This is a genomic window from Pseudoalteromonas sp. SR41-7, from assembly GCF_014163935.1.
GTDB classification, from domain to species: Bacteria; Pseudomonadota; Gammaproteobacteria; order Enterobacterales; family Alteromonadaceae; genus Pseudoalteromonas; species Pseudoalteromonas distincta.
The window spans coordinates 51,230-72,837 of the sequence record NZ_JACJEF010000005.1; the positions used below are offsets into that span (position 1 = coordinate 51,230).

General features: G+C 37.5%; 17 protein-coding genes. 10 read left to right on the forward strand and 7 right to left on the reverse strand.

Translation table 11 applies throughout. The features are described 5' to 3' along the window. Window positions 1–65: 65 nt before the first annotated feature. Complete coding sequence (locus H5092_RS08220) at window positions 66–2,948, reverse strand: insulinase family protein (RefSeq protein WP_182733292.1); 2,883 nt, start codon at window positions 2,946–2,948, stop codon at window positions 66–68. Between the two features lie 234 nt (window positions 2,949–3,182). On the opposite strand from H5092_RS08220, the gene H5092_RS08225 reads away from it, so the two are divergent. Continuing rightward, complete coding sequence (locus tag H5092_RS08225) at window positions 3,183–3,599, forward strand: MAPEG family protein (RefSeq protein ID WP_024594583.1); 417 nt, start codon at window positions 3,183–3,185, stop codon at window positions 3,597–3,599. Between the two features lie 67 nt (window positions 3,600–3,666). On the opposite strand, the gene H5092_RS08230 is transcribed toward H5092_RS08225, so the two are convergent. Continuing rightward, window positions 3,667–4,407: a peptidylprolyl isomerase gene (locus H5092_RS08230; RefSeq protein ID WP_182716351.1), complete on the reverse strand. Its 741-nt coding sequence runs from the start codon at window positions 4,405–4,407 to the stop codon at window positions 3,667–3,669. A gap of 251 nt (window positions 4,408–4,658) precedes the next feature. Here H5092_RS08230 and H5092_RS08235 point away from each other — a divergent pair, with 251 nt between their 5' ends. Both H5092_RS08235 and ushA read left to right on the forward strand, forming a co-directional pair. Beyond that, complete coding sequence (locus H5092_RS08235) at window positions 4,659–4,844, forward strand: hypothetical protein (protein WP_024594581.1); 186 nt, start codon at window positions 4,659–4,661, stop codon at window positions 4,842–4,844. Between the two features lie 87 nt (window positions 4,845–4,931). After that, window positions 4,932–6,563: a bifunctional UDP-sugar hydrolase/5'-nucleotidase UshA gene (gene ushA, locus H5092_RS08240; RefSeq protein ID WP_182716350.1), complete on the forward strand. Its 1,632-nt coding sequence runs from the start codon at window positions 4,932–4,934 to the stop codon at window positions 6,561–6,563. Window positions 6,564–6,592: 29 nt separating this feature from the next. Here the strand turns inward: ushA and H5092_RS08245 are convergent, their stop codons facing one another. Both H5092_RS08245 and H5092_RS08250 read right to left on the reverse strand, forming a co-directional pair. Next, on the reverse strand, window positions 6,593–7,537 hold the full coding sequence (locus H5092_RS08245; RefSeq protein WP_024594579.1) for a hypothetical protein: 945 nt from the start codon (window positions 7,535–7,537) through the stop codon (window positions 6,593–6,595). Beyond that, window positions 7,530–8,396: a hypothetical protein gene (locus H5092_RS08250; protein ID WP_182712369.1), complete on the reverse strand. Its 867-nt coding sequence runs from the start codon at window positions 8,394–8,396 to the stop codon at window positions 7,530–7,532. The genes H5092_RS08245 and H5092_RS08250 overlap by 8 nt, the downstream gene beginning before the upstream one ends. A gap of 251 nt (window positions 8,397–8,647) precedes the next feature. On the opposite strand from H5092_RS08250, the gene H5092_RS08255 reads away from it, so the two are divergent. The 3 genes from H5092_RS08255 to H5092_RS08265 all read left to right on the forward strand — a co-directional run bounded on the left by H5092_RS08255 (window position 8,648) and on the right by H5092_RS08265 (window position 16,208). Further along, a complete protein-coding gene (locus H5092_RS08255) occupies window positions 8,648–9,502 on the forward strand; it encodes a S1/P1 nuclease (protein ID WP_024594577.1) in 855 nt (284 codons plus the stop codon). Window positions 9,503–9,545: 43 nt separating this feature from the next. Continuing rightward, on the forward strand, window positions 9,546–12,752 hold the full coding sequence (locus H5092_RS08260; protein WP_182733293.1) for a TonB-dependent receptor: 3,207 nt from the start codon (window positions 9,546–9,548) through the stop codon (window positions 12,750–12,752). A gap of 336 nt (window positions 12,753–13,088) precedes the next feature. Further along, window positions 13,089–16,208: a TonB-dependent receptor gene (locus H5092_RS08265; RefSeq protein WP_182733294.1), complete on the forward strand. Its 3,120-nt coding sequence runs from the start codon at window positions 13,089–13,091 to the stop codon at window positions 16,206–16,208. 52 nt (window positions 16,209–16,260) lie between these two features. Here H5092_RS08265 and H5092_RS08270 read toward each other — a convergent pair whose 3' ends face one another. Beyond that, entirely contained in the window at window positions 16,261–16,692 is a 432-nt protein-coding gene (locus H5092_RS08270; RefSeq protein ID WP_182733295.1) for a MarR family winged helix-turn-helix transcriptional regulator, read from the reverse strand. 151 nt (window positions 16,693–16,843) lie between these two features. Here H5092_RS08270 and hmgA point away from each other — a divergent pair, with 151 nt between their 5' ends. Further along, window positions 16,844–18,145: a homogentisate 1,2-dioxygenase gene (hmgA, locus tag H5092_RS08275; RefSeq protein WP_182733296.1), complete on the forward strand. Its 1,302-nt coding sequence runs from the start codon at window positions 16,844–16,846 to the stop codon at window positions 18,143–18,145. Between the two features lie 2 nt (window positions 18,146–18,147). Continuing rightward, window positions 18,148–18,777, forward strand: coding sequence for a maleylacetoacetate isomerase (maiA, locus tag H5092_RS08280; protein ID WP_182724024.1), 630 nt, complete (start codon window positions 18,148–18,150; stop codon window positions 18,775–18,777). An 11-nt stretch (window positions 18,778–18,788) separates the two neighbouring features. Here the strand turns inward: maiA and H5092_RS08285 are convergent, their stop codons facing one another. Continuing rightward, on the reverse strand, window positions 18,789–19,022 hold the full coding sequence (locus tag H5092_RS08285; RefSeq protein ID WP_007375551.1) for a TIGR02647 family protein: 234 nt from the start codon (window positions 19,020–19,022) through the stop codon (window positions 18,789–18,791). Between the two features lie 126 nt (window positions 19,023–19,148). Here H5092_RS08285 and H5092_RS08290 point away from each other — a divergent pair, with 126 nt between their 5' ends. Together H5092_RS08290 and H5092_RS08295 are read left to right on the forward strand one after the other, a co-directional pair. Continuing rightward, window positions 19,149–19,451: a DUF1496 domain-containing protein gene (locus tag H5092_RS08290; protein ID WP_002959040.1), complete on the forward strand. Its 303-nt coding sequence runs from the start codon at window positions 19,149–19,151 to the stop codon at window positions 19,449–19,451. 54 nt (window positions 19,452–19,505) lie between these two features. Beyond that, window positions 19,506–19,814 carry a VF530 family DNA-binding protein gene (locus H5092_RS08295; RefSeq protein ID WP_024591820.1) on the forward strand — a complete coding sequence of 103 codons (309 nt, stop codon included), beginning with the start codon at window positions 19,506–19,508 and terminating at the stop codon, window positions 19,812–19,814. 51 nt (window positions 19,815–19,865) lie between these two features. On the opposite strand, the gene H5092_RS08300 is transcribed toward H5092_RS08295, so the two are convergent. After that, window positions 19,866–21,485, reverse strand: a complete 1,620-nt coding sequence (locus tag H5092_RS08300) for a diacylglycerol kinase family protein (RefSeq protein WP_024591821.1) — start codon at window positions 21,483–21,485, stop codon at window positions 19,866–19,868. Window positions 21,486–21,608: the final 123 nt, after the last annotated feature.

The following is a 21,608-nucleotide window of genomic DNA, read 5'->3' on the forward strand; positions in this document are numbered from 1 at the left end:
TTGCTTAAATAAAAACCCCAACGTAGTGATACATTGGGGTTTATTTTTAGCTACATAGATAAAGCTTATTTTTGTAGTTTAATACCATTGTAATAGGCATCAAGCGTTGTGATTTTAGTTTGATTAGGTAAATCGGCAAAGTCACTTTCTATAAACTTAGTCCCGCGTAATTGCACATTTAAACGTGCAGCATTAGGGTTAAGCATTGTTTGCTTGTAGTAGTCTTTTATATCTGCAAGCGTTACTTTTTCAACTTCATCAATCAGCTTTTGCTTAGAATCAAAGGTAAAGTTTTCACGATACCAATCGTTTATCAGTGGGCTCATTTCGTCACTTAAGTTTTTAGGCTGCTCTTTAAGTGATACAAGGGTAGAGTTTTTCAGCTGCTCAAAAGTCTCTTCGCTCATGTTATCAAGTTCAACTGCGTATTCTTTTTTAAACTTATCAAAACGAGCTTGTATTTCTTTTGGTCCTTTAACCGGTGTTTGAATATACAAACCAATTGCTGAGTAATCTTCAATTGGGCGAGCTAACGCACCTACTGCGTATGCAAGTTGCTCCTCAGTACGCATTTTATCAAACGCAACAGTTCTAAAGTGGCTTTGTAATACAGCTGCTTCTGCTTTTTGTTTGTAACCCGCAACAGGGTGAACGGTCATATCAACCACCGCTACATCGGCTACATCGATATCTTTTTGCAGTACCAGTGTTTCGCCCGGTTGTGGCAACCACGCTTTGCTTCGTGCAAATTCACTGCGCTTATGATTACTTGGTAATGTTGCACTTAACTCTTGTGCAATCGCGTCAATATCTTGCTGATCGTAGTTACCGTAACTAAATACACGTAAATCGTTTTGTGCAAACGTAGCTGTTTTTAATTGTGCTAAGTCGGCAACACTCAGTGAGTCAGCGGCTTTAATAAGCGCATCTGTATCAAAGCCACCTGTACGCGTTAGTTTTGAATACTCGCCAAATGCTTGTGCATACGGAAACTGCTTTTGTTGGTTTAGTAAATTACGTTTAAAACGATCTACGGCTTGGTTAAATGCTTGTGCTGTTTCATCAGCTTTTAAGCCGGTTAAAGCTTGTTTAAGCAATACATCTTGCTTATCTGTAAAACCACTCATAGATAAAACAAGGCCATTACTCGGTGCTAAGCTTACACTCATACCGGCGATCGCTGCTTCGGTACTTAACTGACTTTGTTGAATATTATATAAATCGGCCCAAACAGAATAAAGGACTTCTGCTTTAATATCGTTCAAACCGGGTTGAGTATTTATATAAACTTCAACAAGCCCTTTTGGCTGCTCTGCAAATTTTTGACTTGCTTGGCGCCATACTTTTACACCACTTTTATCGTAAGCAAGTTCTGGGTGTTTTTGCTCTTTAAATGCTTGCGTTTTTATTGCAAAATTTTCAGGCAATAAATTGTTTACTGTTGGTAGTGCTAACTTAAATTCGCTTGGTTTTTTCCAGCTGGCAATTTCATCATCGCTAATGTCACTGATGCGGTATTTACCGTCGTAAAAGTGTAGTTGTGAGTCTGTCTCTTCTTGCTGCGATACATACCAAATACGAAGGGTGTCGGCATTTAACTGCTCAAGTACATTGTTTACAGCGTCAGCGTCAAACTTTGCATAATAATAAGGTGCATTAATAGCGTGATTTAACGGATAGTCTTGCATACTTTGTGTAAGTGAGCTTACATAATTAAATTCATCACCTTTTTCTAAAAACTTAAATTGGTTATTAAGGGAAGTACGAATTTCGTTGAAGTACTTGCTATCAACGCCTTCTTTTTTAATTAAATCGATGTACTGCATAATAGTCGCAACTATTTCGTCACGATTTTTCATGCCTTCATCTGTAAGCTCTACATTTACATTTAACGAACCATAGTTGCCATATTGATTTGGTGCAGCTGAAGCTGAAAGCTGAGACACCCATCCTTTATCACGAAGAAGTTGCGCTGGGCTGCCCGGCATTTCATTACTTAGTAAATACGCTACAAATCGGTTTGGTTTAAGTGCAAATTCGCTATTATTATTAGCAATGGTGAAATCAAGTTGCAGCTGTTTTACATCTTCATTTGGTGCATAAAACACGCGTTTTCCGCCAGCGTTATCAAAATCAAGTTTTGCAGTCACTGTTGGTTTTTCGATATTTTTATTTTTTATGTCAGCAAAGTATTTTTGCGCTTTTTGCTCCATTTCAGCAATAGGCAAATTAGAAATAAGCGCAACTTTCATAATATTTGAAGAGTAGTATTTATTATAAAAATCAACCGTTTCTTTATGAAGTGAACTGTTTTCTTTATCGCCAAGGGTTTCTAGGTTACCAATTAAAAAGCGATTAGCCGGGTGATCACCCATCATTTTACGCGCGAGTTTAAATTGTCCAAAAAAGTCCATTTCGCGGCGCATTGACCACTCTGCGTTTACTGCATTTTTTTCTTTGTCTGTGTATTCTGGGTATAACTTAGGCGCTTTGAAAAAGTCAGCAAAACGGTCTAGCCCTTCATCAAACGCGTCGTTATTAATTTTAAACATGTAATTAGTAATATCGAGCCACGTGTAAGCATTGTGCGCGCCACCATTTTTGGTCATAAAATCAGAATACCCTTTTGTGTCTGGGTAGCGATCTGTGCCTAAAAACAGCATGTGCTCTAAATAATGCGCCATACCTTGCTGCGACATCGGGTCGTGCAGTAAACCAACACCAACGCTTAGTGCCGCTGCTGATTTTTCAGCACCTGGATCTGACACTAAAATTACTTCAATGTCGTTTGCCAGCTTAAGTGTTTTATATTCGCGGTTATCGTTAGGACTTACGACTAACGTATCTGATAGTAAAGAGGCCTGAGGCGCCACTGAAACCGAAGCCGTATTTGAACAACCACTTAAAACTGCAAGTGCGATGGCACTAAAACCAATAATCTTTTTCATTTTTTTTCCATTAAAAAGTATTGCGCAAAATAGCGTGCGCCAATTCAAAGCAATATAGTTAAGCTAAACTAACATTTTCAATTAATAACTTTCTACAAAATAACGCTATTTTGTGTAACACATTGTGAAAAATGTCTTCATAATTGGATATTAGTTGGGAGTCTGCCAACCTTGCGAGACTAAAAATCATTCAATATCAAAAAATACGCAAATTCTAAATAATAAGGAAAAACAATGGAAAAAATCATCATACTTGCCATGTTTGCACAAGTTACGCTTTCACTGGTTGTCATGCTCATTATGGGTAAAAGGCGCTTTGCCGCAGCTAAAAATAAACAACTAGATTTAAGTGATTTTAAAACAATGCAGTTAGATAAGGCTGGCGACACTATTAGGGTGGCAGATAGAAACTTTTCGAATCAGTTTGAAATACCAGTGCTTTTTTACGCGGGGTGTTTACTTGCACTGCAACTAAATAGCGCCAGTACACTTGTGGCAATACTGGCCTGTTTATTTGTAGCAACACGTATTGTGCATAGCGTTATTCATTTAGGTGAAAACAACGTACGCGCACGTTTTAAAGTGTTTTTACTGGGTTGTGTTTGTGTGTTTTCAATTTGGCTAGCAATGGTTTGGCGAGTACTATTTTAAATAGCAAAGTTTAATAATAGTAATGTGGACGGCTGGTTTAGGCCATCCACATTAACGTTAATTTTAATTATTTAGCACGTTTTAAACGAGGTACCGCAAGTAAAAAAGCACCTAAAAGCCAAATTAACCCGCCACCAGAACTGCTGCTAGAATCTGTTGATGTGTCAGAATCAATTAACGTATTTTCAGTAACAGTAAGGCCTGCTGCTGAATTAGGATCATCATCCATTACCGCCACATTTTGAATAGTCACTAAGTTAGCACTACTAATTGTTACATCAGTACTTGCACATTGCTCAGCAGTAATATCAACCACGGGTGTTTCACCACAGTGTACTAACGCTGCAATTTTATCTAACGTTGATTGGCTTGCTGCAGTAATTTGTCCAAACACAGTAAAGCCACCATTTTGCGTATCAAGTGCTGCACTATTGTCTGTAATATTAAAAAACCACTGACTTGTTGCGCTATTAGCATCACCCGATAATTTAGCCATCGCAATGGTGCCCTTAACATTAGAAAAAACGGGCTCATTTTCTACAGCAGGCTTTGTAGTAATCGCATCTAGCGAATCAGAAAATGTAAATCCACCACCTTGAATAACAAAGTTACTAACAGAGCGGTGAATTACTGTTTCGTTATATGAATCGTCTTGAACGTAACTTAAAAAATTTGCGACTGTTTTGGGGGTTTGTTGATCAAACAAGTTAATCTCTATGACACCTTGGCTCGTGTTCATTTCAACTATAGTAGCGGTGCTTGTAAAACTTGCTGCAGCAAATGCTGAGCCAAGTAAAAGTTTTTTCATGTTTTATTCCTGTTGTTATATTTTTTAAATAATTAGTTAATGCGTTAACACATTAATGCCATCGGCGATTAAAATCGATTCTAAAGTGTGAGTTGATACAATTAAGACCGTGTTGATAACAAATTAATTACATATGCCATTATTTATATTCTTTTTTGCTATATAAATCTAACTATTTAAAATTAAATCATCTTAAAAGTGTGGTCACTTATTTGTTACCTTAAAAAAAACACAAACAACAGGAATTAACAATGCCACACACTAAACAAACAATTTGCGACTTTGGTTTACACAAAGGTGAACCATACACAAAACTACCGGCGAGCTTTTTAACGTGGATGGTAGGTATAAACCATACTAAGCGGGAATATGCGGATGCAGAGTTAAAGCGTCGCGAAAGTGCCGCCACAAATCGATTAACTGTACCTTCTAAATAAAATGTCAATAAGTACGTTTTTTTAGCATAAAACTAGTTTAAACTACCCGCTTGATAAATTAAGTAGACCTTAATCCATAGGTATTTTATGCGTATAATTATTTTATTTTCGATTATTTTTAGTGTACTTGGATGTACATCTCCTGCTCCTGAATCAACCTCTAACAGTACTCCTACTGAATATTTAACTGTTCTTCATACTAATGATAATCACGGCCGTTTTTGGCAAAACGAAAAAGGCGAATACGGTATGGCCGCTCGCAAAACGTTAATTGACTCTTTACGTAATGACGCCCAAAAGCAAGGTCATGCCGTTTTACTTCTCTCTGGTGGTGACATTAATACCGGTATTCCTGAGTCAGATTTACAAAAAGCAGAACCTGACTTTAAAGGTATGTCGCTGATTGGTTATGATGCAATGGCATTAGGCAATCACGAATTCGATAATCCTATTGATGTTTTGAAGCAACAGCAAAAATGGGTGAACTTTCCTTTTCTATCAGCCAATATATTTGAAAAAGAATCAGGCGAACATGCGTTTGATAGCTATAAAATATTCAAAAAAAATGGCTTAACTATTGCTGTTATTGGATTAACAACAACAGACACAGCTAAAATTGGTAATCCTCAGTATATTGGCCACTTAGAGTTTAAAGACCCTGTTGACGTTACTGCAGAACTAGCTAAAGAAATAAAAGCTAAGTACAACCCTGACATTACCATTGCGCTGACTCATATGGGTCATTATGTTGATGCTAGCTTTGGCATTAATGCACCAGGTGACGTAACACTTGCTCGCTCACTTCCTGCAAACACACTTGATATGATCATTGGCGGTCACTCACAAGAACCTGTGTGTATGAGTGATACAAATGTAAATGACGATAACTTTAAACCTGGCCTTGCCTGTAAGCCAGACCAGCAAAACGGTACTTACATTATGCAAGCCCATGAATGGGGTAAGTATGTTGGTAAAGCTGAGTTTAAGCTTGAAAACGGAAAATTAACGTTACTAGACTACAAACTCATGCCTGTTAATTTGTATGTAGATAAAGTTCAAGCTGATGGCTCTACTAAAGCAGTATTAGCAAACGAGTACATTAAACCAGACCCTAAACTTGAATCTTATTTAGCGGTATACCAAGCTAAAGGCGCTAAACAAATTGAAGGTACCATTGGTGAAGTAGATGCTCGCTTAGAAGGTGACAGAAACAAAGTTCGTTACCAACAAACAAACCTTGCACGTGTAATTATTCAAGCTCAAATGGATGTAGTAAATGCAGACTTTGGATTAATAAGTGGCGGTGGTATTCGCAGCTCAATAGAGGCTGGTAAAGTAAGCTATAAAGATATTTTAAAAGTACATCCTTTTAAAAACCGCATTACTTATATGGATTGGCAAGGCAGTGATTTATGGGATTACTTAAATACAGTAACGAGCTTCCCACCGGATGCTGGTGCTTATTTGCAATACCATAAAATATCGTTTGAGCGTAAAAATAATCAGTTGGTTAATGTTTTGATCAATGGCGAACCGCTTAATAAAAATAAAACATACAGAATGAGTCTAAATAGCTATAACGCATCAGGCGGTGATGGTTATCCTGCACTTACAAATAAAAAAGGCTTTGTAAGTACAGACGAAACAGATGCTAAAGCACTTCAAGACTTTATTTCAAAAAATAGCCCTCTCAAAGCGGCTGAGTTTACCCCTAAATAACCTCTAAGAATAAGAGGAAAGTAATCTAGTTACTTTCCTCTTATTTCAATATTACCCTTTTTAATATTTGCCAGCCCATAACTATGCAAACGAGAACGAGAGCCTTCTCCATAGGCTTTAGGTGGGTAATATAACTCTTTTTCTTCAGGACACTCGCTAAGTACTTCATCTAATGCCGCACGTATCTCACTCAAGGTTTTTTCTAGGCTATTATTAAAATTAGGCCTTTTTCTAACCGTATGACCAAGCTCTACCAACCTATAAAAATACTTGTTAGCGAGCTCTAGAAGCTCCTCAGGTACATCTTTATTATGACTAAGCGCTACATCATCGTTATTTGTACAATACTCTACAAGTGCTAAATAAAAGCATAATGGCTTATTGGCTAAACCCACTTTTTGCTCTGCACTACAACTACTTGATAGTGTTTTATCGTTAAGGTCAACTATAAGCATCAGCGGCGTAGGCTCTGTAATTGACTGATGCTGTGCATTATTAAACTGCTTATTACTTTGTTTAATAAATGCAAATTTTACCCAAAAACTAATCAACACACTTAATACTAAAAATATAAAATAGTAAATAAAATGGCTTAATGTAAAGTGGGTTTGCTGAACGTTAAATACAACTAATACAGGTCCGTTATTAGTGCTCAAACTACGTGTTATTTGGTGTAAGTTTACAGGTGCTAGCATTTCGCCTTTTGGTGCAATAGCAACAACTTTAAGATCGTTCGAATTAATGTAGCTATTTAAGGTTTTAATGTAGCTATTAACCGCATCTTTATTCCCCGAATGCTTTAGCAGCTCATTTGATAAATCAAGTAATGGTAAGTCGAGTGCTATTTGCCTTTCTATCTGCGTTATTTTTTGTTTAGTTACTTGCTGGCTTTTTTGAATTACAGAAATATAAAATACAGAAGATAAAGTTAAAAATAAGCATAGTAAAACAAGTAGTTGTTTATATTTACTCATCACTAACTTCCTCTTTTAAGTTTACTGAGCTAGTACCGCAACTCCAAAACGATTGTGCATTTTGATAATAATGCAAACTTTGATCTTTAGACATATCAAGCAAATTTGCCTGTACTGCACATAATAAATCAGTATTGTTTTGCTGCATTTTTAAATACCATCTTGTTCCAGTAATATTATTACTCAAAGGCGTAATATAGTTTTTTGAAAAACGTTTTTCGTCACTCTCTTTCCAAAACGAAGCAATAATATCTACTTTTCCGTCGGCGAGTAAATCGCGTAATTCGTTATGAGAACTAGCATAAGTGATTTTCAAATTAGCTAAATTTATATCCAGTTCTTTAAACATTTGCTTTGGTAAAATATGCCCTGATCGGCTGGTAGGATAATCAAGCAAACCTATGCGTTTATCTAAAAAATATTGTTTAGTAATTCGAGGTTTTTCTTTAGAAGATATAAAAAAAGCCGTGTAGTCAGAAAAACCAACTACGGGTTGGTAGTTATAGGTCGACTCCGCTTTAAATGCAGCCATAATATTACTTTTAGCCAAAATTAGGTCAGCAATTCCTTTACCAACAAACTCAAAGCTATCTGCCGTTCTATATCCCCAATACCCTTTTACCGAGCCATATTGCTTAGCTACTACGTTATCAGAGCATAACTTTTGTGTTAATAATTTGGCTATTTTTTTTGATTGTGTAAAAACAATTAATTGGCCTTTATTACTTGTAGCAGTTGTTTGACACTCTGTTGAGGTTTCGATCATAACCGGAAAATGTAAATCATCATTGTATACACTAACTTGACCGCAAACCCACGTAACGACCAACAATAGAAACAAAAATGTAACAATTAACATTTTGTGCAACACAATATTTTTATAATTCAAAGCAATGCCACCCAAAAATAGACGATATAGTGTATTTGAACAATTTCGCTTACCTATTACAACAAGTAATTTTACCTATTAAATATAAGAGATTGATTTTAAACGTAATTGAATAAGAAATTATGAATTTTAATAAGTCCTTCCTATCAACATTAAAAATGAGGACAATTGACCGCATTAGCTTATAGCAACCCCATGAAATATTCATTTAGGAAGTTTTAATGCATAACAATATAAAGTACTCGATATCTTCTGCGCTTTTGATTAGTGCGATATTCACAAGCACTAACTCACACGCTTGGGGTCAAAATGGCCACCGTATTGTAGGGCAGATTGCACAATCTCATATAAGCGAAACAACTAAAGCAGCAATTAAACCTTATTTAGATGGTGAGTCACTTGCGCAAATATCAACGTGGCCTGATGAAATGCGCTCTGCTCCTGGCGACTTTTGGCAAAAGAAATCATCTCGTTGGCATTACATTAATGCAGCCCCAGGAAAATCTTTCAGCTTCAATCACGATCATACTAAAAACAAAGAATCCGTAAGTAATATCCTCGAGGGTATTCACTATTCAATGCAAACGCTCACCGATAAAAATAGCACCTTAGATGCTAAACAGTTCAGTTTACGTTTTTTAGTGCATTTAGTAGGCGACAGTCATCAACCTTTTCATGCCGGTCGAGGTGAAGACAGAGGTGGTAACCGTATTAAGGTTTCTTTTTTTAACGAAGAAACAAACCTTCACAGCCTTTGGGATACAAAGTTAGTTGAGAACGAGAACTTGTCGTTTACTGAATACGCTCAATTTATTGATACAAATAACAGCGAATTAATTGCTGAGTATTTACAAAGCTCACCTAAAACTTGGGTTGAAGAATCACACAATTTAGCAACAAAAATTTATAAGTACACCAACGACGAAGTTGGGTACAGCTACATTTATAACAACACTCCAATTGTAAAAACACGCCTACAACAAGCGGGTATTCGACTAGCTGGACTATTAAACGCCTTATTTGACCCTTCTGCAAAAGAGTTAGATACGGCACTAAAAATGACGACTGATAAATAAACAGTATTAAATTTATATAACCTACACACGGGAAATCAACATTATGACTAAGCTTCGCCTTTCGAAATTAACTGGAGCGGTAATTTTAGCTCTAGGTGTTTCTACAAGCGCAATGGCTGCTGATACTTCATCTGCAATGCGTGGTAAAATTACGACGCCTTCAGGTGGCAGTGCTGCAAACGTTAAAATCAAAGTAGTTCACCAACCAACGGGAACTATTAGCGAGCTAACTACAAACGAAAGTGGTACGTTTATCGCTAATGGCTTACGTGTAGGTGGTCCTTACATGGTTATCATCGATTCTGATAAATTTAACGATACAACTGTTGAAAATATCTATCTAAATCTGGGTGAAACTTACCGTTTAAGCTCGCAGCTTGCTCCACGAAACATCGAAAAGATTGAAGTGTCTGGTTATAAGATTGTTCAGCAATCAGGTGGCTCTAGCAGTACATTTGGCTCTGACACTATTGAAAATATGCCAAGCTTTAACCGCGACATTAAAGATATTGCGCGTTTAAACCCACTCGCCAGCATTAATGGTAGTGGTGAGCTAACGTTTGCAGGTAGTAACCCGCGTACCAACGGCTTAACTGTTGACGGTATTGGCCAAAATGATGACTTTGGTTTAAGTTACGGTGGCTACCCTACTTCGCAACCACCTGTAGCACTTGATGCAATTGAGCAAATTTCTGTTGATGTATCTCCGTTCTCAGCCTCTAAAGGTAACTTTGGTGGCGGTACCATTAATGCAGTAACAAAATCAGGTACTAATGAGTTTAAATTTTCTGGCTTTTATGAAATATCTACGCCAGATATTGCAGGTGATGTAGACAGTATTTCTCAAGTATATGCAGATGGTAACCCTGTTTTAGATGAAGATGGACACCGTACATACGTTATTGATCAGGTAGAACCAATTCAAACTGAGAAACGTTATGGCTTTAATGTTGGCGGCCCATTAATCGACGATACTTTGTTTTACTTTGTTAACTACAACAAATGGACAAGTGAACTTGATTTAGATTACGGTTTTGAAGGCTCTGGTGCAACGAATGAATATGATGTAACAGAAGAAAGCTACAACCAATTTATTAATATTTTAAATAATGAATACGGCTTAACCGATTCTCTAGGTGGTGACCCTAAAGATACAAACGAATCATTGCTTGTTAAATTAAGTTGGAATATTAATGATGATCATCGTTTAGATTTCACTTACCAATGGCAGGACGATAAAGACGAAACAAATGTCGGCACTGGCGGTAGTACAGTAAGCTTAGCGTCAAGCCGTTATACTTACGCTACTAAATTCAATAATTTTGCGACAAAATTATATTCAGACTGGAATGAAAACTTCTCAACTGAAATTGGTATCGCTTACAAAGATGTATCATCAAGAAGCTTAACTAACTCTGATATTGGCTTTGTGAAAGTTGAAGAGTACTTCCGTGGTCCAGCTTATGAGTTTGGTACAGATGAATTCCGCCATGCAAATAGCTCATCGACTGAAAACTTAACGCTTACTTTCGATGCCACTTACTTAATGGATGAGCACGAAATTAACTTTGGTATGCAGTATGAATCGCTAAATTTATATAACTTATTTGCATCTAACTCATTAGGTTCTTGGGAATTTGATGACTTCGAAGGTTTTGCAAACCGTGAAGTGGGTAACTTTAGAGGTACATACGACTTTTCTTACAGTAACGCGTACACAAATAACCCAAATGACACTGCATACGATGCGACACGTAACCAATTAGCACTTTATATCGAAGATACTTTTTATGTTGGTGATGATTTAGAAGTAACAGCTGGCGTTCGTTATGAGCGTTTATCATCAGACGATAAACCAACTTTAAACGAAAACTTTTTAAATACTTACGGCTTTAGCAATCAAGAGAATCTTGATGGTTTGGATATAATTTTACCGCGTATTGGCTTTAAATATTATGCAACTGAAGCATTAACCATTAATGGTGGTATAGGTCGATTCCAAGGTGGTATTCCAAACGTTTGGTACAATAACTCTTTCCAAAATGACGGTATTACATTTGTTGAAGCACCACAAAGCGCTATTAATGATTATTACGCCAATAACCAAGCCGATATTACGCAAGTACCTGACGCTATTAAAGACACGTTAGTCCAAGGTGCCGGTAGCACAAACTATGTTGACCCTGATTTTGAGCTTCCATCGAGCATAAGAGCTCAAGTTGGTTTTGAATACGAGTTTGACTCAGAACTACTTGGAGAAGGCTTCAAATGGCAAGCAGAAATTGCTTACCATAAAAAAGAAAACGAAGCTGTATGGCATAACACTGCTTTAAACCCAATTGGTGTTGCTGCTGATGGTGAGCGTGTAATTAACGAAAGTATTTATACTGGCGACCTTGCTGATAACTTTGATATTGCAATGACTAATTCATCTGACGATGGACGTTCAATCATTATTTCTACCGGCATTGCAAAAGAATTTGAAAATGGCCTGTATGTTTCTGCAAGTTATGCACACCAAGACGTAACTGAGGCCTCATCGGGTTCATCTTCTCGTGCTCAAAGTAACTACCAATACAACATTACACGTAACCGTAATGAAGACTTTGCAGATCGTGGTTCATACGAAGTAGAGCACAGCTTTAAAATAAACCTAGCGTATAACACTGAATTTTTCAGTGGTTATGCAACTAAGTTTAACGTGTATTTTGAACGCCGCTCTGGCCGTCCATTTAGCTACACTATGGGCATGTATCAAGATAGTGACTTAGGTGATACACGCGACTTTTACTCAAGCTCAGCTTACCTAGCTTACATTCCAACTGGCGCTGATGATCCAAATGTAAATTGGGATGAGTCTGGTTTATCTTGGAATGAATTAGAAACGCTTCTAAATCGTGCTGGTATCTCAGAACGTGGTGAAATTTTAGGCCGTAACTCAGGTACTCAACCTTGGGTTACTACGATGGATGTAAGTATCAAACAAGAAATCCCAGGTTTTGCTGAAGGTCACAGCGGTGAGGTTTACTTCATGGTTGATAACTTCGCAAACTTACTAAACAGTGATTGGGGTGTTGAAAAACGCTTAGGTTTCTCTGATCAAGCTGTTTATGATTTTGGTGGGTTAGATGATGAAGGTCGTTATATAATTGATGGCAAATTTAATGGTGCTGACGTTCGTAACTACAGTCAATACCAAACTAGCTCATCAGCTTGGCAGGCTAAAGTTGGTATTAGCTACAAGTTTTAAGTCTTAATAGGTAAGTAATAACACATTAAGTTATTTGTTAACAAAACCCATTGCAAAATTGTAATGGGTTTTTTGTTTTTCACACCCCAATTTCACATGTTTGTCATAAAGCCCACGTAATATATACCCCGATATAGAGTTATTGCTCAAAAAAACACTCAAATAGACAAAAATAGTACTATTTATTAAAAATATATTGCAGTTGTATTTTATTTGTAACGAATAAATAAGGTACACTAGTAACGGATTTTGAATAAATGAACTTTAACTGTTTATTTTGAAAAATTTTAAAATAAAAATATAAAAATTTAATTAATAACTACACGGGAAAATTAAATGAAAACTCAATTACGCAAAACAGCTCTTTCACTTGCTATTGCAGCATGTGTTGGTGTAAGTGGCGCTGCAATGGCTAACGAAACGACCTCTGCAATTAAAGGTCAAGTAATGGGGCCTAACGGCAACCCAGCAGCCGGCACTAAAATAACAATTTTACACGTACCTTCTGGATCAGTAAAAACAACTGAAGTAAATGACGCAGGTTATTTCACAGCTAAAGGCCTGCGAGTTGGCGGTCCTTATAAAGTAATTGTTGATTCAGATGTATATGCAGACCAAGAATTCAATAACATTATTCTTAATATTGGTAACGATTATCCAGTAAACGTTTCTCTTGAGTCACAATCAAGCATGGAACAAATTGTAGTTTCTGGCGCGCCAATTAGCGCTATGTCTGGTGGTACTGGTCCGGCGTCTACATTTACTCTAACGGATCTTGAAAATACACCAGCTATTAACCGTGATTTAAAAGACATTATCCGTATCGACCCACGTATCACAATTGATGATAGCCGTGGTTCAATTAACTGTGGTGGTGGTAACCCTCGCTACAACAGCTTAACGCTAGACGGCGTTCGTATGAACGATAACTTCGGCTTAAGCTCAAATGGTTACCCTACTATTCGCGCCCCTTTCTCTTTTGATTCAATTGAACAAGTTTCAGCTGAACTTGCACCGTTTGACGTTCAATACGGTGGTTTTACATCGTGTAACATAAACGCTGTAACCAAATCTGGTGGCAATGATGTTCATGGCGCTGTTTTCTACGATTACACTAGCGACTCTTTCAAGGGTGATAAAATTGAAGGTGATGACGTTGATAACGGTAACTATACTGAAAAACGTTACGGCTTCAACGTAGGTCTCCCACTAATTGAAGATAAACTATTTTTATTCACTTCATATGAAAAACTTGAAGGTGTTCAACAGTTTAACTACGATGGTTTAAGCAGTGGCAGTGTAACTGCTGATGATATCTCGCGTATCACAAGCGTTGCTCAAACTGTATATGGTTACGATGTAGGCGGAATGCCTTCAAGTATGCCTGTTGAAGATGAAAAAATCTTAGTTAAACTAGATTGGAACATCAACGAAGATCACCGTGCAAACTTAATCTATAACTACAACGATGGTAATACTGTTTCACAGTCTGATACTGGCTCTAGCCGTGTATCACTATCTAACCACTTTTATGACCAAAGTGCAGAATTCACTTCAGTCATTGCATCTGTTTACTCTGATTGGTCAGATGACTTCTCAACTGAAGTTCGTATTGGTAAGTCTGAGCTAGATGCAACAGTACAATCACTAGATGCAGCAAGCAGCTTTGGTGAAATGCAAATTCGTACCGAAGATGGTGGTACAGTTTATATTGGTCCAGATGACTCACGTCAATCAAATGACTTAGATTACGATACAACTACATTTAAAGTTGCAGGTACTTACTACCTAGATCAACATACAATTACTGCTGGTTACGAGTTTGAAGAGTTAGATGTATTTAACTTATTCGTTCAACATACTGAAGGTGAATACCGTTTCAACAATATTGATGATTTTGAAAACGGTATTGCAAGTGCAATTTTCTACAATAATGCAGCTGCTACAAATGATCCAAACGATGCAGCAGCAAGCTTTTCGTACGCTCAGCATACATTTTACGTGCAAGACGAGTATTCATTCACTGATTTAGATGCAAACATCACGTTTGGTCTACGTTACGACAAATATACAAGTGATGATGTACCTAACTTAAATCAAAACTTTACTGACCGCTATGGCTACAGTAACCAAAGTACATTTGATGGTATTGATCTAATTCAACCACGTGTAGGCTTCCAATGGTACGCTACAGATGCACTTGAAGTACGTGCAGGCGTTGGCTTGTTCTCAGGCGGTAACCCTAATGTTTGGTTATCTAACTCTTACTCAAACGACGGCATTACTAATATTAGTGCAAACCAGTTTGGTGCTATCGACTTGTTCGCAACACCTAATGTAAATAATGGTACTCCAGGATTTGAAGTACCTCAGTCTCAATTTGATGCAGTAGCTGACACTGTAATCGGCTCAGGCGATTCAGTTGCAAACGCTGTTGACCCAGACTTTGAAATCCCATCAGAGTGGAAATACTCACTTGGTGCAACGTACACAACTGAAAACGAGTACGTAATCTCTCTTGATTACTTATATTCAAAGAAAAAAGATGCTGCATTAATGCGTGACATTGCACTTCAAGATTCTGGCGAAACTACATTTGATGGTCGTCCTATATACGAATCAATTGAAGGTCGTGAAAACGAATACTTACTAACAAATGTGAGCGGTGATAGCGGTGATTCATCTGTTATCTCATTAGCGGTTAGCAAGATGTTTGATAATGGTGTGAGCGTTAACTTTGGTTATGCATACACAGATTCTGATGATGTTAACCCAATGACAAGCTCTGTAGCTGGTTCAAACTACGGTAATATTGCTCTTACAGATCCAGGTAACCCAGGTGTTGCTTCATCTGATTACGAAATTCCACATCGTTTTACTATGACTCTTGGTTATACTCATGAGTTTGTTGATGGGTTTGCTACTCGCTTTAACCTATTCGGTGAAGCATATAAAGGCTTACCATACAGCTACACATTTGATGGCAGTGACGGTACCTTCGGTGACTCAAACTGGAATGGTAACCGCCAGCTATTGTATGTTCCACTTGAAAACGATCCTAACGTTGTTTACGACATGAGTGCTGCTGATATCAATGAATTCAATGAATTTATTGCATCAAATGGTTTAGAACGTGGTCAAACAACTAGCCGTAACGCAGAAAACTCTGATTGGTTTGTTAAGTTTAACTTTAAGTTAACTCAAGAGCTTCCTGGCTTTATGGAAGGTCACAAAGGTGAAGCATTCTTCGTAATTGATAACCTTACTAACCTGTTAAACGACGATTGGGGCGTACTTAAGAAAGGTCCTTTCGTAGGCGCTAGCATGATTTCAACATCACTTGATGATCAGGGTCGTTACGTTTACTCTGACTTTAATGCGAATAATGCAAATACATCAGTACAAACTGATGCATCTGTATGGCAAATGCGTGTAGGTGTTCGTTACACTTTCTAATTTAGAACTGTAGCCTAAAACATCTTTTAAAAGCCCACTTTGGTGGGCTTTTTTATGCCTTTAATTTGTTATTTAACTTTTCAAAAATACCCACTAACACTTCGTATTCTTCGTTGGTTAAAGTATTCAGTAATTGTTTTTCCCAATTCAGTGCATCGGGTGCTATTTGCTCATATAAGTTTTGCCCTGCTTTGCTCAGTACAAGTAAGGCCGCGCGTTTATCTTGTGCATTTAACTCACTTTTCACTAAACCTTTATCTATTAAAACTTTTACCACACGCGACACTGTCGACTTGTCCATATTTGCTTGCGTGCATAAATCCTTTGCGTTGCTCTGACCATACTGCGCTAAATTAGCAAGTATTCGCCACTGCGGAATATTTAAACCGTATTTAGTTTGATAAACCTCGGCAAAGTCATTACTTACACGTGTTGCTACATTCGTTAATTGATAAGGTAAAAACGTTGCTAAATCAATTTTCATTTTTAGTTATCCCAGCTTTATAAGGCTTACTTTAGTGTTCATTAATATTTACACGGATGCGTAGTTGCACATTTGATATTAGTCTCACTTGAGAGTATCTTAACTGAAATAAAAATAATATTAAACCAACCCCCTCTCACAGGAGTCAGTAATGGCGACACAATTAAGTTATATGACCGGTTTTGGTAATGAATTTGAAACACAAGCGCTACCCGGTGCACTGCCAATAGGACAATTTAGCCCACAAAAAGTTAAATACGATTTATACACAGAGCAATTTAGTTCGACTGCATTTACGGCTCCTCGCGCTTCAAATCGTCGCACTTGGTTTTACCGCCTTCGTCCGTCTGTAGTGCAAGGTGATTACCAAGCAATTGATAACGGCCTAATAAGAACAGCCCCAATCATTGAAGCCATAACACCACCAACAATGCTACGTTGGAATCCTATTGATATGCCTTCACAGCCTACTGATTTCATTGATGGGTTAGTAACAATGGCTGCTAATGGCAGTGCTAATGGGCAATCTGGTATTGGCATTCATGTATATGTCGCTAATCAGTCAATGCAAGGGCGTTACTTTTGCAATGCCGATGGCGAAATGTTGTTTGTCCCTCAGCATGGTGAGTTATTAATTCACACCGAGTGCGGTAAGTTAAGCATTAAACCAGGTGAAATTGCTGTAATTCCCAGAGGAATTAAGTTCTCAGTTGACTTAATTGATAATACAGCCCGTGGTTATATTTGTGAAAATTATGGCCATGCGTTAGAGCTTGCAGAGCGAGGGCCTGTTGGTGCAAACGGTTATGCCAACGACAGAGACTTTCAATACCCTGTAGCGGCCTTTGAAGATAAAGAGGGTGACTTTGAGCTTGTTTCTAAATTTAACGGTAATTTATTTAGCTGTGAAATTAAGCACTCTCCTTTTGATGTGGTTGCATGGACGGGTAATAGTGCGCCCTATAAATACGACTTATCGCGTTTCAATGTAATGAATACAGTGAGCTTTGATCACCCCGATCCTTCTATATTCACTGTACTAACCTCTCCTTCTGCTACTGAGGGTATGGCAAATGTCGATTTTGTGATATTTCCACCGCGTTGGATGGTAGCCGAAAATACATTTCGCCCACCGTATTATCACCGCAATATTATGAGTGAATTTATGGGCTTAATTGAAGGTGTGTACGATGCAAAAGAGCATGGTTTTGTACCTGGTGGCGCAAGTTTACACAATTGTATGTCGCCACATGGACCTGAAGCCGACGTATTTGAAAAAGCCTCAAACGCTGAGCTTACACCACAAAAATATGAAAACACATTGGCCTTTATGTTTGAGTCGCGCTATATAATTTCACCGACAAAATATGCATTAGAAGGTAAAGAGCGCCAACCAAATTACACCGATTGCTGGCGTACTATTAAAAAACAATTTACAGGTTCACAGGATTAATTATGAAATTATACAGCTACTTTCGCTCATCAGCGGCTTATAGAGTGCGTATAGCGCTTAACTTAAAAGCAATCGATCATGAACTTGCTATTGTTAACCTTTTAAAATCGGAGCAGCTTGGGAAGGAATACTTAGCGACTAATCCGCAAGGCTTACTACCTGCACTTGAAACCGATGATGGTGTTTTAGCACAATCACTTGCAATACTTGAGTGGCTTGATGAAACTTATCCGCAATCGCCATTAATTACAGGGACTGCGTGGCAAAAGTCGCAAATAAGAAACTTAAGCTTTGCCATTGCTTGCGATATTCATCCTGTTAATAATTTACGCGTGCTGAAGTATTTATCAAACGAATTAGGTGTTGATAACGAGGCTAAAAATAAATGGTATCGACATTGGATAGAAGTGGGTTTTGAAAAAATAGAACTGATGCTAAACGAAAATAATGACTACTGCTTTGGTAACCAACCAACACTTGCTGACATTTGTTTAGTGCCGCAAGTATTTAATGCAATTCGTTTTAACGTAGATATGAGCGCTTATCCAAAAATTGCAGCCATTTACGAGCATTGTAATAAATTAGCTGCATTTAATGACGCTGCACCGCAAAATCAACCCGATGCAAATTAAGCTAATTTAGATTAACTTTGTAGCGCGCTATGAATAACCGTAACGTGCTCAATTAAATCTAAGCCCAGATCAGTTAAATATCCGCCATCTGGGCTATCTATAATCCCTTTTTCAAATAAACGTTGCGCTGCGCTAAGTAAGCTTGGCTCTGCGTCTGAATGTAATTTAATACCCTGCATTTTACTGTCGCGAGGAAACTTTGCTAATAGTGTGAATTCTTCGATCATTGTTTGATTAAATTGCATTGTGTGCACCTTTTTATTGTTCTGTGAATAACTAAGTTTATACTTAAAATCACTTTGTGTACTTTACACTAGCACGTTTTTTAGCTTAATGTATTATTTTTAACCCTCCCTATTTAAAGGCTTCTAATGCGTAACTTTTTAATTCTATGCTTTTGTTTTAGCAGCTTATCGTATTCAATACTTAGTGAAGCAACAACGCTAAAAACCCATTCAATTATTGATGCAAACCAGTTTGTAAATGAAGAAGCTAACTGTTGGTACGACAACAAACGCTATAGCGAAGGGGCATTAATACAAGTTCACTCTTTTACACTTTTGTGTGGTGCTAAAACCCCCCAACACAGTAACAGCCAACTCATTTGGCTTAAAATAGATAAGCAAGGTAATGCTATTTACCCAACAGCTCCTAAAACAATCACTGTGAATTAGCGCTAAAAGCTGATTTAAGCTACAATGCATGCAGTTTAAATAAGTAGTATGGCTATGAATAATCAACCTAAAAACCCTTTACATGGGGTAACATTAGAACAAATACTTGTTGAGTTAGAACAACGACTTGGCTGGAGAACACTTGGCGAGCAAGTAAAAATTAAATGTTTTACTGATCAACCCAGCATTAAATCGAGTTTAAAGTTTTTGCGTAAAACGCCTTGGGCTCGCGATAAAGTGGAAGCACTTTATATTCACACTATAAATAATAAGCCTATTCGTAGACCAAAAAGTGCACCAAGAGAAACATCTTCTCAAGCGCCTGATACAACAGGGTTTGTTTGGCCATCAATTAAAAAGTGATGTAAAAAAAGGAGCTAATTTAGCTCCTTTTTTGATTATAACTAACGCGATTTATTGCTCTTTGCAAATCACATTTAATGAAGCCGGCTCAATAGTAATAACTAGTTTTTGAGCGGTTTTAACTTCACCATCTAGTACGTACTTAAGCTCTCCTTCGCCTGTAACCTCTACTCTTTTGGCATTTGTATGATGAGAGTTTATAGCTAAATGTGTTTGCGTTAAGCTACTAAACATCAGCTCTGCAATACTTAGTACTGTGGTTGAATCTTCATTATTTGGTGTTAACCAATTTATATCGAGTAGCCCGTCACTATGATCAGGTTGCCCGCCACCTTGAGCCAATAACGTTGTAAAAGGCGCAGCATTGGCCACAATAAAACTATTAGTACATATTTCTTTTGGCTCATTATCATCGAGTTTTACTTTAAGTAACTGCGATTTTTGCTCGCCAAACGCTTCAAAAAAACCATTTAAATAGGCAAGTTGCCCCGACTTATTTTTCGACTCTCTATCTGCTTTTTCTATCATTGATTGCTCAAAACCAATACCCGCGAGCAGTAGTACTAATTCATTATTACAATAAGCAGTATCTATTATGCTTGTTTGACCATCTATAATTAAGTCACAAGCCTGTTCAACAGGAATAAATTTAGAGGTAATACCCATCAATACATGCGCAAGGGCGTTTGCAGTCCCCATAGGGATGATGCCTAGTTTACATTGTGTATTTACAAGTACGCTTGCAACTTCGGCCACCGTACCATCTCCCCCGCATGCGATAATAATATCCGGATTTTGCGCAATTTCCTGTTTAGCCAGCTCAATACCGTTAACTTCTTTTGTAGTAGTGAGTACTTTCAGATCGTAATAATCCGATAGCCGCGCAACAATTAAGTGCTCTTTTTCTTCCCATAATCGTGTACCAGATACAGGGTTTGCAATTAAAACGGCTTTGTTTTTAATCAGTAATTCGCCTTTTTTATGTCGCTTAGCTAAATGGCGAAGTTGATGCTTATTTAAATTTGCGGTTTCGCGGGTTTCTTTTATTTGTGCAAGTACTTCATGCACATCTGCATTTTTGTTTTGGCTCAGTAAATAAGCCGCCATGACAAAAACAGAGCGCCCACGCCCTAAAGCACAATGAACGACTACGCGATGGTCTTCTTTAATATGGTGATGAATCCAATTAATAGCCTGATTTAACTGAGAATGGGTAGGAATACTATGATCGAGCACCGGAATGTTTAAATAATTAATATTCTCTTGTGTTGAACTCCACTCGAGTCCGTCGAATTCACACGTAACATCTAAAATCGCCGTAATCCCGTTATCTTTTAATGTGTCTATATCTGAGGGAAATAATCGGCAAGCTAAAAATAGGTTTTCGTTTATTTGTTGAATTGGCGGCACTTTATCGCGCTTACGTGACCAGGCATTATAAATTTGCACACCGAATAAAAATGGCACAAACGCCCACCGTATATAAAATGGGATCACCCCATTTTCACGCTTTCTAAATATTTTTGCTGTATTAAAAATATACGCGGTACTCACTAATAAAAGTGACAGCGCAGTCCAATAAAAAACAATAGCAAAATAGACAGAGTTCACTTCCCAACCAATAAAAATAAGCAGTAGTGCTAATAGTAAATAACTAATTGCAGCCCACATAGTCTCTCCTTTGTGAAAATAATGCCGATTTATAATCTTAATTTAAACGGCTTTAAGTAGTCTTTTGCAAATATCACGCCATATAAATGCCATTTAAAATTCAAACGCGAACAATAGGCCATT